Origin of the sequence: Streptomyces sp. NBC_01689, from assembly GCF_036250675.1 — a bacterium.
Taxonomy (GTDB): Bacteria; Actinomycetota; Actinomycetes; order Streptomycetales; family Streptomycetaceae; genus Streptomyces.
Genome location: NZ_CP109592.1, coordinates 3806072 through 3820672 on the forward strand (window position 1 = coordinate 3806072; position 14601 = coordinate 3820672).

Consider the following 14601-nt stretch of genomic DNA (forward strand, 5'->3'; position numbering starts at 1 on the left):
TCCCCGCCGTGCCGGCGGTCCGCGCACCGGGGATCACCCCGTCCGCCCGTCCGGGCGGAAGTGCCAGGATGGCGGTCATGACGGCTCCGTACGACATCCCCGTAGTCATCGACCGCAGGGAAGGCCCGTACGGCGAGGTCGTGTTGCGGCGCCACGGAGCACTGCTGCAGATCATCGCCAACGGGTGCTTCCTCATGGACACCTCGGACGGCCGCTCGGAGCGGCTGCTCGTCGACGCCGCGTACGACGCCCTCGACGGACGCCCGGAGCCGGACGTGCTGATCGGCGGACTCGGTGTCGGGTTCTCGCTCGCCCACGCGGCCGCCGACCCCCGGTGGGGACGCATCACCGTCGTCGAACGTGAGCCGGCCATCGTCGGCTGGCACCGTGCCGGTCCGCTGGCCGCGCTCTCCGCACCGGCGTTCGCCGATCCGCGCACCGAGGTCGTGGAGGCCGACCTGTGCGCTCACCTGCGTGAGACATCCGCCACGTACGACGCGCTCTGCCTGGACATCGACAACGGCCCCGACTGGACCGTCACCGAGGACAACGACAGCCTGTACGGACCGGCCGGACTCGCCGACTGCGCGCGGGTGTTGAGGCCCGGCGGGGTGCTCGCCGTGTGGTCGGCCCAGCCCTCTCCGGAATTTGAAGGAACCTTGCGGAATGCCGGATTCCGACAGGTGCGTACCGAAGAGATCCCCGTTGCCCGGGGCGTTCCGGACGTCGTCCACCTCGCGACAGGGCCTGGATAGCCGAGCGCGGTCGACTGCCCTTACGCTGCTCCCCTGGCGCGGATCATTCAAGCGTCAAGCGCAGTCATGGGATCACCCCACGGATTCCGGAAAGCACACATCAGGGGCGGGCGATGGAGCAGACCCACACATCCCACAACGGCACGGCGGCGACGCAGGGCGCTCAGCGCCGGGTGCTGGTGGTCGAGGACGACCCGACGATCGTCGACGCCATCGCGGCCCGTCTGCGGGCCGAGGGGTTCCTCGTGCAAACCGCGGGCGACGGTCCGGCCGCCGTCGACACGGCGGAGGCCTGGCAGCCCGACCTGCTGATCCTCGACATCATGCTGCCCGGCTTCGACGGCCTGGAGGTGTGCCGGCGGGTCCAGGCCCAGCGCCCGGTGCCGGTGCTGATGCTCACCGCGCGCGACGACGAGACCGACATGCTGGTCGGGCTCGGCGTGGGCGCCGACGACTACATGACGAAGCCGTTCTCGATGCGCGAGCTGGCCGCGCGCGTGCACGTCCTGCTGCGGCGGGTCGAGCGGGCCGTGGTGGCGGCCTCGACGCCGCGCAGCGGCATACTGCGCCTCGGCGAGCTGGAGATCGACCACGCCCAGCGCCGGGTGCGGGTGCGTTCGGAGGACGTGCACCTCACCCCCACCGAGTTCGACCTGCTGGTGTGCCTGGCCAACACGCCGCGCGCGGTACTCTCCCGCGAGCAGTTGCTGGCCGAGGTCTGGGACTGGGCGGACGCTTCGGGAACCCGGACCGTGGACAGCCACATCAAGGCGCTGCGCCGGAAGATCGGCGCCGAGCGCATCCGCACCGTGCACGGTGTGGGCTATGCGCTGGAGACCCCGACTCCCTGAGCGGGGTCCTCGCGAGGACCTGTCGGAGGGGGCTGATCTCATGAGCGGACCGGGAGAGCGCGGGAACACCGGGCCCTGGGGCTCCGTGCGCCCCTTCTCGATCAAGACCAAGCTGGGCACGCTGGTCGTGGTCTCGGTCTTCATCACCACCGGCCTGCTGATGATCGCCGTGCGCACCGAGACGGAACTGCGCTTCATCACGGTCTTCTCGATGATCGCCACCCTGCTGATCACCCAGTTCGTCGCGCATTCGCTCACCGCGCCGCTGGACGAGATGAACACGGTCGCCCGGTCCATCTCGCACGGCGACTACACGCGCCGGGTCAGCGACAGCCGCCGGGACGAGCTGGGCGACCTCGCCCAGACGATCAACCTCATGGCCGACGAGCTGGAGGCCCAGGACCGCCAGCGCAAGGAACTCGTGGCGAACGTCTCCCACGAGCTGCGCACCCCGATCGCGGCCCTGCGCGCGGTCCTGGAGAACGTCGTGGACGGCGTCTCCGCCGCCGACCCCGAGACCATGCGTACGGCCCTGAAGCAGACGGAGCGGCTGGGGCGGCTGGTCGAGACCCTGCTGGACCTCTCCCGGCTCGACAACGGCGTCGTACCGCTGCGCAAGCGCCGTTTCGAGGTGTGGCCCTACCTGTCGGGCGTCCTGAAGGAGGCCAACATGGTCGCCTCCGCGCGCGGGGGCCTCGCCTCGGGCTCCGGCAGCCACACCCGCACCGACGTCCATCTGCACCTCGACGTCTCCCCGCCGGAGCTGACCGCGCACGCCGACCCGGAGCGGATCCACCAGGTCGTCGCCAACCTCATCGACAACGCGGTCAAGCACAGCCCGCCGCACGGCCGGGTCACCGTGAAGGCCCGTCGCGGCGACCTTCCCGAGTCGCTGGCCCTGGAGGTCCTGGACGAGGGCCCCGGCATCCCCCAGTCGGAGTGGCACCGCGTCTTCGAGCGCTTCAACCGCGGCGGGGTGCCCGCGCCGCACGGGCCCGGCAGCGACGGCGGCACGGGTCTGGGGCTCGCCATCGCCCGCTGGGCGGTCGATCTGCACGGCGGCCGGATCGGCGTGGCCGAATCCCAGCGGGGCTGCCGGATCCAGGTCACCCTTCCGGGCCTTCCTTCTCTGCCAAGTTGACGTAAAGTTCGAACCGGAGCCACAAGATCCATCCGTGCCCGCCGCTCGTGGACACGTGTGATCAGGCACAGGGCCGCGTGAGTCGTGCCGCGACCCCGGATCGACGTACCCACTCCGGTCCGGAACCCCGCTTGTTTCCCGCCATTTCCCTCACCGAAACACGCTTTCCGATGTGACTTGCGCGACGTTGGACGGGCCCGGCCTGACCTTCCCGGCCAGGGAGGCGTAGCCTTTATTCCCGCTGTCCATCACCTTGTGAAGCGGAAGAGGGCGGTTGCCGCCGTGTCGCCACAGTCCCCCAGTAACTCGAGCACTTCGACCGAAGACCAAGCCGGGAAGAACCCCGCCGCTGCGTTCGGTCCCAATGAGTGGCTCGTCGACGAGATCTATCAGCAGTACCTCCAGGACCCGAATTCGGTAGACCGAGCCTGGTGGGACTTCTTCGCCGACTACAAGCCAGGGGCCCCGGCCGCCTCGGCTCCGGCGGGTACTGCGGCCGCGGGGGCCGCAGGGACCACCACCACGCCGGCCGCGACCGCGTCTGCCGCTCCGGCAGCCCCTGCCGCGCCCGCGGCGCCCAGGACCCCGGCCCAGGCCGCTCCTGCGGCCCCTGCGGCCCCGGCGCCCGCCCCGGCCGCCGCTCCCCCGGCGCCGAAGCCCGCCGCCGCCCCGGCGCCCGCGAAGGCCGCTCCGGCCGCCGCGCAGCCGAAGGCGGCGCCCGCGGCCGAGGCTCCGGCCGGTCCCGAGTTCGTGACGCTGCGCGGCCCCGCCGCCGCGGTCGCGAAGAACATGAACGCCTCGATCGAGGTGCCCACGGCCACGTCCGTGCGCGCGGTCCCGGTCAAGCTGCTCTTCGACAACCGCATCGTCATCAACAACCACCTGAAGCGTGCCCGGGGCGGGAAGATCTCCTTCACCCACCTCATCGGCTACGCGATGGTGCAGGCCATCAAGGCCATGCCGACCATGAACCACTCCTTCGCGGAGAAGGACGGCAAGCCGACCCTGGTCAAGCCGGAGCACGTGAACTTCGGTCTCGCCATCGACCTGGTGAAGCCCAACGGCGACCGCCAGCTCGTCGTCGCCGGCATCAAGAAGGCCGAGACGCTGAACTTCTTCGAGTTCTGGCAGGCCTACGAGGACATCGTCCGCCGCGCCCGCGACGGCAAGCTGACGATGGACGACTTCACCGGTGTCACGGTCTCCCTGACCAACCCCGGCGGCCTCGGCACCGTCCACTCGGTCCCGCGCCTGATGCCCGGACAGTCGGTCATCATGGGCGTCGGCTCCATGGACTACCCGGCGGAGTTCCAGGGCACCTCCCAGGACACCCTGAACAAGCTCGGCATCTCGAAGGTCATGACGCTCACGTCGACCTACGACCACCGGGTGATCCAGGGCGCCGCCTCCGGCGAGTTCCTCCGCATCGTCGCCAACCTCCTCCTCGGCGAGAACGGCTTCTTCGACGAGATCTTCGAGGCGCTGCGCATCCCCTACGAGCCGGTCCGCTGGCTCAAGGACATCGACGCCAGCCACGACGACGACGTCACGAAGGCCGCCCGCGTCTTCGAGCTGATCCACTCCTACCGGGTCCGCGGCCACGTCATGGCCGACACCGACCCGCTGGAGTACCGCCAGCGCAAGCACCCCGACCTCGACATCACCGAGCACGGCCTCACCCTGTGGGACCTGGAGCGCGAGTTCGCGGTCGGCGGCTTCTCCGGCAAGTCGATGATGAAGCTGCGCGACATCCTCGGCGTGCTGCGCGACTCGTACTGCCGCACCACCGGCATCGAGTTCATGCACATCCAGGACCCGAAGCAGCGCAAGTGGATCCAGGACCGCGTCGAGCGCCCGCACTCCAAGCCGGAGCGCGAGGAGCAGCTGCGCATCCTGCGTCGGCTGAACGCGGCGGAGGCCTTCGAGACCTTCCTGCAGACGAAGTACGTCGGCCAGAAGCGCTTCTCCCTGGAGGGCGGCGAGTCCGTCATCCCGCTCCTCGACGCCGTCATCGACAGCGCCGCGGAGTCCCGCCTGGACGAGGTCGTCATCGGCATGGCCCACCGCGGCCGGCTGAACGTCCTCGCCAACATCGTCGGCAAGTCGTACGCGCAGATCTTCCGCGAGTTCGAGGGCAACCTCGACCCGAAGTCGATGCACGGCTCCGGCGACGTGAAGTACCACCTGGGCGCCCAGGGGACCTTCACCGGCCTGGACGGCGAGCAGATCAAGGTCTCGCTGGCCGCGAACCCCTCCCACCTGGAGACGGTCGACCCGGTCATCGAGGGCATCGCCCGCGCCAAGCAGGACATCATCAACAAGGGCGGCACGGACTTCACCGTCCTGCCGGTCGCCCTGCACGGTGACGCGGCCTTCGCGGGTCAGGGTGTCGTCGCCGAGACGCTCAACATGTCGCAGCTGCGCGGCTACCGCACCGGCGGCACGGTGCACATCGTCATCAACAACCAGGTCGGCTTCACCGCCGCCCCGGAGTCGTCGCGCTCCTCCATGTACGCCACCGACGTGGCCCGCATGATCGAGGCGCCGATCTTCCACGTGAACGGTGACGACCCCGAGGCCGTCGTCCGCGTCGCCCGCCTGGCCTTCGAGTTCCGCCAGGCGTTCAACAAGGACGTCGTCATCGACCTCATCTGCTACCGCCGCCGCGGACACAACGAGTCCGACAACCCGGCGTTCACGCAGCCGCTGATGTACGACCTGATCGACAAGAAGCGCTCGGTGCGCAAGCTCTACACCGAGTCCCTGATCGGCCGCGGCGACATCACCCTCGAAGAGGCCGAGCAGGCGCTGCAGGACTTCCAGGGCCAGCTGGAGAAGGTCTTCACCGAGGTCCGCGAGGCCGTCTCGCAGGGCGCGGAGGTGCAGATCTCGGACCCGCAGGCGCAGTTCCCCGTCGCCGTGCAGACCGCGGTCTCCCAGGAGGTCGTCAAGCGGATCGCCGAGTCCCAGGTCAACATCCCGGACAACGTGACCGTCCACCCGCGTCTGCTGCCGCAGCTGCAGCGTCGTGCGGCGATGATCGAGGACGGCACGATCGACTGGGGCATGGGCGAGACCCTCGCCATCGGCTCCCTCCTCCTGGAGGGCACCCCGGTCCGGCTGTCGGGCCAGGACTCCCGCCGCGGCACCTTCGGCCAGCGGCACGCGGTCCTGATCGACCGGGTCACGGGCGAGGACTTCACCCCGCTGCAGTACCTCTCCGACGACCAGGCCCGTTACAACGTCTACGACTCGCTGCTCTCCGAGTACGCGGTCATGGGCTTCGAGTACGGCTACTCGCTGGCCCGCCCGGACGCCCTCGTGATGTGGGAGGCGCAGTTCGGCGACTTCGTCAACGGCGCGCAGACGGTCGTGGACGAGTACATCTCGGCCGCCGAGCAGAAGTGGGGCCAGACGTCCGGCGTCACCCTGCTCCTGCCGCACGGCTACGAGGGCCAGGGCCCGGACCACTCCTCGGCCCGCATCGAGCGCTTCCTGCAGCTGTGCGCCCAGAACAACATGACGGTCGCCCAGCCGACGCTCCCGTCGAACTACTTCCACCTCCTGCGGTGGCAGGTGCACAACCCACACCACAAGCCGCTGGTGGTCTTCACGCCGAAGTCGATGCTGCGTCTCAAGGCCGCCGCGTCGAAGGCGGAGGAGTTCACGACGGGCGCCTTCCGTCCGGTCATCGGCGACGACTCGGTCGAGGCCGCGGCGGTCCGCAGGGTCGTCTTCTGCGCCGGCAAGCTGTACTACGACCTCGAGGCCGAGCGGCAGAAGCGCGGCAGCACGGACACGGCCATCATCCGCATCGAGCGTCTGTACCCCCTCGCGGGCGCGGAGCTCCAGGCGGAGATCGCCAAGTACCCGAACGCCGAGAAGTACCTGTGGGCCCAGGAGGAGCCGGCGAACCAGGGCGCGTGGCCCTTCATCGCCCTCAACCTGATCGACCACCTGGACCTCGCCGTCGGCGCCGACGTCCCGCACGGTGAGCGGCTGCGCCGCATCTCGCGCCCGGCGTCCTCGTCGCCGGCCGTGGGTTCGGCCAAGCGTCACCAGGCCGAGCAGGAGCAGCTGGTGCGTGAGGTGTTCGAGGCCTAGGCCTCGGACTGCCTCCTAGGTCGTCGCGGGCCCGGCTCCCTCTCGGGGGCCGGGCCCGCGGCGTCCCCCGCCCGCCCCTTTCCGATCCCGTTCACGATTCCCCGTCCGTTCCCCCTTCACCGACCGGAGCACCGACCATGTACTTCACCGACCGTGGCATCGAGGAGCTGGAGAAGCGACGCGGCGAGGAGGAGGTCACCTTCGAGTGGCTCGCCGAGCAGCTGCGCACGTTCGTCGACCTCAACCCGGACTTCGAGGTCCCGGTGGAGCGGCTGGCCACGTGGCTGGCACGGCTGGACGACGAGGACGACGAGGACGAGTAGGTCCCGGCCCGCGGCGGCCGGGTCCGGCCCGGCCGCCGCGTTCCTCCCGGCCGTGTGCGGCGTACGCGTCGTGCGCGGCCGTTTTGTCGTGCCTGCTCGCGGTGTCGCGGAGTCGTGCGGGCGGGTGCGGCGGAGGCGTACGGGCGTGCGTCACGGACGCGTGCGGGCGCGCGTCACAGAGGCGTGCGGGCGCGCTTCCCGGAAGCGTGCGGGCGTGCGGCACGGGGCGCGCGTCCCCGTCGTGCACGCCTCTCCCCGCATCGCGCCGGAACGGGGTGTCTTGACTTTCCGTATCCGCGATATATCGTGAATACGGGAGACGCGATATGGCGCGTCGATTCCCTGTCCGAGCCCGTCCGGGACCGGGTCGTCTGGAGGTCTGCACCATGTCCGAGTGGTCCGTCGCAGAGCCGAAGAAGCTCACCTTCGACGACCCCGTGACGGCGCTGCACGTACGCGTCGTCAACGGAACAGTGAACGTCGTGGGCACCGACGAAGGTTCCGCGAGGCTCCAGGTCTCCCAGCTGGAGGGCCCCCCGCTCCAGGTGACCCAGCGGGACGGCACGCTCACCGTGGCGTACGAGGACCTGCCCTGGAAGGGCTTCCTCAAGTGGCTCGACAGTAAGGGCTGGCGCCGCAGCGCGGTGGTCTCCCTCGCCGTCCCGGCCGGCACGCGGGTCGAGGTGGGCGTGGTCGGCGCCGCCGCCGTGGTCTCCGGTGTGGAGGGCCCCGTCGAGGTGAAGGGCGTCACCGGCGACACGACGCTCGTGCGCCTCTCCGGCCCCGTCCGGGTGGACACCGTCTCCGGCAGCCTGGAGGCCCAGGCGGTCACCGGCGACCTCCGTTTCAACTCCGTCTCCGGCGACCTGACCGTGGTCGAGGCCTCGGGCTCCTCCGTCCGCGCCGACTCGGTGAGCGGTTCGATGATCGTGGACCTCGACCCCACGGGAACCCCCACCGACGTGCGTCTGACGAACGTCTCCGGCGAGATCGCCATCCGCCTCCCGCACCCGGCGGACGCGGACGTGGAGGCCAACACCGCGAGCGGCACCGTCTCCAGCGCCTTCGAGGACCTCCGGGTCAGCGGCCAGTGGGGCGCCAAGAAGATCACCGGCCGGCTGGGCGCGGGCAACGGCAAGCTGAGGGCCGTGACCGCCTCCGGTTCCATCGCCCTGCTCCGCAGGCCACCGGTGGAGGACGAGCCGCCCGGGCCGGCTCCCGCCACGCACGCGCAGGCCGGCCCGGCCGACGACTCCACGGACGGCCCGACCGACAAGAAGGTGCTCTGAGATGCCTCCCGTCTTCGCCCACGGCCGCCTGCGCCTCTACCTGCTGAAGCTGCTGGACGAGGCCCCGCGACACGGATACGAGGTCATCCGCCTCCTGGAGGAGCGTTTCCAGGGGCTGTACGCCCCCTCGGCGGGCACCGTCTACCCGCGCCTGTCCAAGCTGGAGGCCGAGGGACTGGTCACCCACACCACCGAGGGCGGCCGCAAGGTGTACGCGATCACCGACGCGGGCCGCGCCGAACTGGCCGACCGCGGCGGTGAACTGGCCGATCTGGAGCTGGAGATCCGCGAGTCGGTCGCCGAGCTCGCCGCGGAGATCCGCGCCGACGTGCGGGGTGCCGCGGGCGACCTGCGGCGCGAGATGCGCGCGGCGGCCACGGAGGCCCGGCGCGGCAACGGCCGTGCGGGCGGCGGCGCGGAGCACGAGGGCCCGGCGGGCTTCGGGGACTTCGGGGACCACCGCGACAAGGAGTCGTGGCGGGCCGCGAAGGAGGAGATGCGGCGCGTCAAGCAGGAGTGGAAGGAACAGGCGCGGCGCGCGAAGGACGAGAGCCGCCGGGCCCGCGACGAGGCACAGCGGGCGCGCCGGCAGGCCAAGGAGGCGCAGGAGAGGGTCCGCGCCCAGGCTCAGGAAGAGATGCAGCGCATGGCCAGGCGGGTCCAGGAACAGGTCCAGGACCACTTCGCGCGCGGGGACTGGCCGACCGGGGTCCGCGAGGGTCTCACCGAACTCGCCAAGGAGTTCGGTGACTTCGGCAAGACCTTCGGGGCCGACTTCGGCAAGTCCTTCGGGAAGGACACCGGCCCGGGCCGGCCGGGCACGGCGGAATCCGGCCCGGCCACCGCCCGGGAGCCCGACTACTCCGACACTCCCGAGGACTTCCCCGCCGACTACGAACCCTCCTGGGCACACGAGAGCTCCACCGGCGATCCCGCCCGTGACCTCGACCGTCTCCTGGACCGGTTCCGGGACGACATCCGTGACGCGGCCCGCGACCACGGGGTGACGGAGGACCAGCTCCGCGCGACCCGTCGCCATCTGTCGATGGCGGCGGCGCACATCGGGGCCGCGCTGCACACCCCGAAGAACTGACGGTCACCGGCGCCGGGGAATCACCGGGACAGGACAGGGCCCGGCGCACCGGCCGGGGCCTTCGGGACACACCCTCCCGAAGGCCCCGGCGACGGCCCCTCGCGAAAGCCCCGGAGGGCCCCGCGGGGGTTTCATCCCGCCTTGGCCTCCCCGTCCCCGTAGAGCACGCGCGTCACCGACTCGAACGTGACCCCGTGATCGGCGAGCACCTCCGCGGGCACACCCGGCCGGACGGTCAGCGCCATCAGCAGATGCTCGTCACCGATGTGCCGGTCCTGACGGGCGAGCGCCAGGCGGAGGGACTGGGTCAGCGTCTCCTTGGCCCCCCGGGTGAAAGGCCGGCGCCCGGACCGGCCGCCGCTTCCAGCTCGTCTCCCCGCCTCCAGCGCCCCGGCCCCGTGCGTCTCCTCCACCCGGGAGACGACCTCCGAGACGTCGATGCCGAGCCCGGACAGCGCCTCCGTCTCGGCGCGGGAGAGCCCGGCCCGACGGCGCGTCTCGGCCAGCGCCCGTTCCACCGAGTCCCTGCGTCCGACCGCGCCGAGCGAGGCGAGCGCGAACGAGCCGCGGCTGCCCTCCCGGTCCAGCAGGGCCAGGAGCATGTGCTCCTCGTCCACCGCCTCGGCCCCCGCCCGCTCGGAGTAACCGACCGCGCCCTCGACCACCGCCCGGGCATCCTTCGTGAAGCGCTCGAACATCACTGCCTCCCGTACTTCTTGTGCACGGCCTGCCTGCTCACTCCGAGTTCCGCGGCGATCTCCTGCCACGACCACCCCTGATGGCGCGCGCTGCGCACCTGTACCGCCTCCAGCTGCTCCAGCAGCCTCCGCAGCGCGGAGACCGCCCGCAGCCCGATCCGTGGATCACGGTCACCCGCCCGCTCGGCGAGATCCGTCGCTTCGGTCATGGCGTCAACCTACATTGACAGCCCCGGCCGGTCAACCAACATTGACACCCGGATGCGGAAACGGCGGGTCCGGACAGTCCCGGACCCGCCGCGGTCGTCGCGTCCCACCCCCGGCCCGCACGGCCGGGCGCGGCTCAGCCCACCGTGAGGACGACCTTCCCGAACTGGTCGCCCGCCTCGATCCGCTCGAACCCCTCGCGGGCCCGGTCGAGCGGCAGCACCTCGTCGATGACGGGCCGCACCCCGGTGGCGGCGCAGAAGGACAGCAGATCCTCCAGCTCGTCCTTGGTGCCCATGGTGGAGCCGACGACCTTGAGCTCCAGGAAGAAGATCCGAGTCAGCTCGGCGTGCGCGGGACGGTCCCCGCTCGTCGCGCCCGAGATCACCAGCGTGCCGCCGGGCCGCAGGGACTTGATGCTGTGCGACCAGGTGGCCGCGCCCACCGTCTCGATGACCGCGTCGACCCGCTGCGGCAGGCGCGCGCCGGACTCCAGCGCCTCCACCGCCCCGAGTTCGACGGCCCGCTTGCGCCGGGCCTCGTCGCGGCTCGTCGCGAAGACCCGCAGCCCGGCGGCCTTGCCGAGGACGATCGCCGCGGTCGCGACGCCGCCGCCCGCCCCCTGCACGAGGACCGAGTCGCCCGGCCGTACCCCGGCGTTGGTGAAGAGCATGCGATACGCCGTCAGCCACGCGGTCGGCAGGCAGGCGGCCTCCTCGAAGGAGAGGTCCTTGGGCTTCGGCAGGACGTTCCACGCCGGTACCGCGACCTGCTCGGCGAAGGTTCCCTGGTAGCGCTCGGTGAGGATCGACCGGGGCTCCGCGGGGCCCACCCCGTGCCCGGTCTGCCCGATGACGGAGTGAAGGACGACCTCGTTGCCGTCCTCGTCGACGCCCGCCGCGTCGCACCCGAGGATCATCGGCAGCTTGTCCTCCGCCAGGCCCACTCCCCGGAGGGACCACAGGTCGTGGTGGTTCAGGGACGCGGCCCTGACGTTCACGGTCGTCCAGCCGGGCCTCTGTCCGGGGGCCGGGCGCTCCCCCAACTCCAGGCCGTTCAGCGGCTGGTCACGGTCGATACGAGCGGCGTAGGCAGCGAACATGACCTTGACGATAGGCTCCGCCCCCACGCCGCGGAACCACGTCGCGCTGTGACACGCGTCCCGGCCGCTCCGCGGCCCACCTCACATCCGGTGCGGGTACGCCCGCGGACCATCCGTACGGCCCAGCGCCCGCGCAAAGAAAACGGCCCCGCCGGGGAACCACCCCGGCGAGGCCACCACATCCGTGTCCGGACGGTCCCCCGGCGCCTGAAGCCGTCCTCGAACCGCTCTCACGCGGCCCGCGAACCGTTCTCCGGCACGCGGGTGCCGGACCGCTCAGCTCACCGGCGCGCGACCCCTTCGGCCCGGGCGGCCGCGGCCACCGCCGCGGTCACCGCGGGAGCCACCCGCTCGTCGAACGGCGAGGGGATCACGTAGTCGGCGGCGAGGTCGTCCCCGACGACCGCGGCCAGCGCGTCGGCCGCCGCGATCTTCATGCCCTCCGTGATCCGGGACGCCCGCACCTGCAGCGCCCCGGCGAAGATCCCGGGGAACGCGAGCACGTTGTTGATCTGGTTCGGGAAGTCGGACCGCCCGGTGGCGACCACCGCCGCGTACTTGTGGGCGATCTCCGGATGCACCTCCGGGTTCGGGTTGGCCATGGCGAAGACGAACGCGCCCTCGGCCATCGAGGCCACCGCGGGCTCCGGAACCGTGCCCCCGGAGACGCCGATGAAGACGTCCGCGCCCGCCAGCGCCGCGTCCAGCGACCCGGACAGCCCCGCCTTGTTGCTGAGGCCGGCGAGCTCCCGCTTGACGTCCGTGAGGTCGTCCCGGTCGGAGGAGACGACGCCCTTGCGGTCCGCGACGGCCACGTCGCCGATGCCCGCCTCCAGCAGGAACTTGGCGATGGCGATGCCCGCCGCGCCCGCGCCGGAGATCACCGCGCGCAGCTCGCCGAGCGAGCGCCCGGTGAGCTTCGCCGCGTTCCGCAGCGCCGCCAGGGTCACCACGGCCGTCCCGTGCTGGTCGTCGTGGAAGACGGGAATGTCCAGGCGCTCCTGGAGCTTCCGTTCGATCTCGAAGCACCGGGGCGCCGAGATGTCCTCCAGGTTGACGCCGCCGAAGGACGGCGCGAGACGGGCCACGGTCTCGACGATCTCGTCGACGCCCGTGCAGTCCAGCGCGATCGGCACGGCGTCCACGCCGCCGAACTGCTTGAACAGGATCGCCTTGCCCTCCATCACGGGGAGCGAGGCCTCCGGACCGATGTCGCCGAGGCCGAGCACGGCCGTGCCGTCGGTCACCACCGCGACCACGTTCGACTTCCACGTGTAGTCGTTGACCAGGTCGGGCTGTTCGGCGATGGCGCTGCACACCTTCGCGACGCCGGGTGTGTACGCCAGGGACAGGTCGTCCTTGTCACGCACGGGCACGGTGGCCTGCACGGCCATCTTCCCGCCACGGTGCAATGCGAACGCCGGGTCGAACGCCAGGGAGTCCACGGAGCCGTCGGAATTCACCGGCTCCGCGTCGCCTTCGGGACCCGTACTGCTGTCGCTGCGAGGATTGACGATCTCCGCTGCCACTTTGTCTTACCCCTTAAGTCTTCAGAGATTGAGGGTGACCACTCCTGGTTGAGGGGTGGGCGGGCACCGCGTATGCCCTGCCGCCGTGGTTGCGTACGGGCGGATACGCGACGGGCGCGCCGCACACGCGCCCTGAGCCCCGGATGAGGGGTGTAAAGAACCTTCTTACCGGACGGACTGTGCCGAGGACGAGCCCATAACGCGAAGCTCACACGCCGGTGACATGACTCATACCCGAATATGTGGACAAGTCCAGGATTTGACGTCATGTCGCCGCAAGCGCGGAGTCGCGGCGGTCCGCATCCGGAGATGCGCCGAAGATCTTCCGGCAGAAGAGGTGGATTCCCGCACAGGATCCGGCACGACCGGGGCACCCAGTGTTGGTCCGAGGGTCACCCGTTATCCGATTTTGACATAGCGGGTCCTCTGAACGGCGCAATCCGAATGGCAAGATGCCGTCATCACACGAGGTCGCGACACCCAAAGGTGTGTGTTCTCGTCGACCTGTCGGCTACTCCCTCATCCGCCGGAGGACCCTCATGACCGCTCGCACCACCCGTCGTACGACCGCCGCGCAGTCCCGGATAGCAGCGGTCGGTGCGATCGCGGTCGTCGGCGCCCTCGTCCTCACCGGCTGCGGTGACCAGACGGACAAGGGCGGCAGCTCCTCGGAGACGGCCAAGTCCAACAGTGCGCCGCTGTTCTCCAAGCTGCCCAAGAAGATCCAGGACGCGGGCGTCATCAAGGTCGGCACGAACGCCGAGTACGCCCCCATGGAGTCGACCGACGGCGGCAAGATCGTCGGCGTCGACCCGGACCTGGCGGACGCGCTCGCCAAGCAGCTCGGCGTGAAGTTCACCTTCACCTCGGGTTCCTTCGACGGTCTCATCACCGCCGTCAACTCCGGCCGCTACGACATCGCGATGTCGTCCATCACGGACAACAAGCAGCGCCAGGAGGGCCTGGACGACAAGGGCAAGAAGCTCGGCGAGGGCGTCGACTTCGTCGACTACTTCACGGCCGGTACGGCCATCTACGTGAAGAAGGGCAACCCCGAGGGCATCAAGGGCATCGAGGACCTCTGTGGGCGGACGGCGGCCGTGCAGCGCGGCACCACCTACGAGACGGCCCTCAAGGACCAGTCCAAGAAGTGCACGGACGGCGGCAAGAAGGCCATCGACATCGAGTCGTTCGAGAACGACACGGAGGCCCAGACCCGTGTGAAGTCCGGCGGTGCGGTGGCCGGCATCAACGACTACCCGGTGGCGGTCGACCTGGCCAACAAGGCCGACGGCGGCAAGGCCTTCGAGGTCATCAACAAGCAGTACGACGCCGGCCCGTTCGGCATCGTGCTGAGCAAGAAGAACACCGAGCTCCGTGACGTTCTGAAGGAAGCCGTCGACGCGATCATCAAGGACGGCTCGTACCAGAAGGTGCTGGAGAAGTGGGGCGCCCAGTCCGGCGCGATCGAGCAGTCCGCGATCAACGGCGGCAAGTGAGCCGAGCGCA

The 14601-nt window shown here is 70.6% G+C and carries 12 protein-coding genes; 8 read left to right on the forward strand and 4 right to left on the reverse strand.

All coding sequences use genetic code 11. The annotated features are described in order from the left end of the window. Nucleotides 1–77 precede the first annotated feature (77 nt). The 7 genes from OG776_RS15970 (at nt 78) to OG776_RS16000 (ending at nt 9556) form a co-directional block, all read left to right on the forward strand. A complete protein-coding gene (locus OG776_RS15970) occupies nt 78–755 on the forward strand; it encodes a spermidine synthase (RefSeq protein ID WP_148010437.1) in 678 nt (225 codons plus the stop codon). 113 nt (nt 756–868) lie between these two features. Next, nucleotides 869–1606, forward strand: coding sequence for a response regulator transcription factor (locus tag OG776_RS15975; RefSeq protein ID WP_148010436.1), 738 nt, complete (start codon nt 869–871; stop codon nt 1604–1606). A gap of 40 nt (nt 1607–1646) precedes the next feature. Continuing rightward, nucleotides 1647–2747: a HAMP domain-containing sensor histidine kinase gene (locus OG776_RS15980; RefSeq protein WP_148010435.1), complete on the forward strand. Its 1101-nt coding sequence runs from the start codon at nt 1647–1649 to the stop codon at nt 2745–2747. 282 nt (nt 2748–3029) lie between these two features. Continuing rightward, nucleotides 3030–6851: a multifunctional oxoglutarate decarboxylase/oxoglutarate dehydrogenase thiamine pyrophosphate-binding subunit/dihydrolipoyllysine-residue succinyltransferase subunit gene (locus OG776_RS15985; RefSeq protein ID WP_148010433.1), complete on the forward strand. Its 3822-nt coding sequence runs from the start codon at nt 3030–3032 to the stop codon at nt 6849–6851. 137 nt (nt 6852–6988) lie between these two features. Then, nucleotides 6989–7174: a DUF6104 family protein gene (locus OG776_RS15990; protein ID WP_010061466.1), complete on the forward strand. Its 186-nt coding sequence runs from the start codon at nt 6989–6991 to the stop codon at nt 7172–7174. 386 nt (nt 7175–7560) lie between these two features. Further along, nucleotides 7561–8463: a DUF4097 family beta strand repeat-containing protein gene (locus tag OG776_RS15995; protein WP_187285692.1), complete on the forward strand. Its 903-nt coding sequence runs from the start codon at nt 7561–7563 to the stop codon at nt 8461–8463. A gap of 1 nt (nt 8464) precedes the next feature. Next, nucleotides 8465–9556, forward strand: a complete 1092-nt coding sequence (locus tag OG776_RS16000; RefSeq protein ID WP_148010431.1) for a PadR family transcriptional regulator — start codon at nt 8465–8467, stop codon at nt 9554–9556. Nucleotides 9557–9687: 131 nt separating this feature from the next. On the opposite strand, the gene OG776_RS16005 is transcribed toward OG776_RS16000, so the two are convergent. From OG776_RS16005 to OG776_RS16020, 4 genes are all read right to left on the reverse strand, one after another. Further along, on the reverse strand, nt 9688–10254 hold the full coding sequence (locus OG776_RS16005; protein ID WP_148010430.1) for a Clp protease N-terminal domain-containing protein: 567 nt from the start codon (nt 10252–10254) through the stop codon (nt 9688–9690). Then, complete coding sequence (locus OG776_RS16010) at nt 10254–10463, reverse strand: helix-turn-helix domain-containing protein (RefSeq protein WP_148010429.1); 210 nt, start codon at nt 10461–10463, stop codon at nt 10254–10256. Before OG776_RS16010 ends, OG776_RS16005 begins: the two co-directional genes overlap by 1 nt. 134 nt (nt 10464–10597) lie before the next feature. Continuing rightward, complete coding sequence (locus OG776_RS16015) at nt 10598–11563, reverse strand: zinc-binding dehydrogenase (RefSeq protein ID WP_148010428.1); 966 nt, start codon at nt 11561–11563, stop codon at nt 10598–10600. A gap of 281 nt (nt 11564–11844) precedes the next feature. Further along, nucleotides 11845–13092 (reverse strand): NAD(P)-dependent malic enzyme, encoded by a 1248-nt coding sequence (locus OG776_RS16020; RefSeq protein WP_148010427.1) that lies wholly within the window; start codon nt 13090–13092, stop codon nt 11845–11847. 539 nt (nt 13093–13631) lie between these two features. Between OG776_RS16020 and OG776_RS16025 the strand changes: the two genes are divergently transcribed. Continuing rightward, complete coding sequence (locus OG776_RS16025; RefSeq protein WP_148010425.1) at nt 13632–14591, forward strand: ABC transporter substrate-binding protein; 960 nt, start codon at nt 13632–13634, stop codon at nt 14589–14591. Nucleotides 14592–14601 lie beyond the last annotated feature (10 nt).

Coding starts and splice junctions, on each gene's coding strand:
- OG776_RS15975 (WP_148010436.1), top strand. CDS start 869: ATGGAGCAGACCCACACATCCCACAACGGCACGGCGGCGACGCAGGGC.
- OG776_RS16005 (WP_148010430.1), bottom strand. CDS start 10,254: ATGTTCGAGCGCTTCACGAAGGATGCCCGGGCGGTGGTCGAGGGCGCG.
- OG776_RS16015 (WP_148010428.1), bottom strand. CDS start 11,563: ATGTTCGCTGCCTACGCCGCTCGTATCGACCGTGACCAGCCGCTGAAC.
- OG776_RS15970 (WP_148010437.1), top strand. CDS start 78: ATGACGGCTCCGTACGACATCCCCGTAGTCATCGACCGCAGGGAAGGC.
- OG776_RS15995 (WP_187285692.1), top strand. CDS start 7,561: ATGTCCGAGTGGTCCGTCGCAGAGCCGAAGAAGCTCACCTTCGACGAC.
- OG776_RS16025 (WP_148010425.1), top strand. CDS start 13,632: ATGACCGCTCGCACCACCCGTCGTACGACCGCCGCGCAGTCCCGGATA.
- OG776_RS15990 (WP_010061466.1), top strand. CDS start 6,989: ATGTACTTCACCGACCGTGGCATCGAGGAGCTGGAGAAGCGACGCGGC.
- OG776_RS15980 (WP_148010435.1), top strand. CDS start 1,647: ATGAGCGGACCGGGAGAGCGCGGGAACACCGGGCCCTGGGGCTCCGTG.
- OG776_RS16010 (WP_148010429.1), bottom strand. CDS start 10,463: ATGACCGAAGCGACGGATCTCGCCGAGCGGGCGGGTGACCGTGATCCA.
- OG776_RS16000 (WP_148010431.1), top strand. CDS start 8,465: ATGCCTCCCGTCTTCGCCCACGGCCGCCTGCGCCTCTACCTGCTGAAG.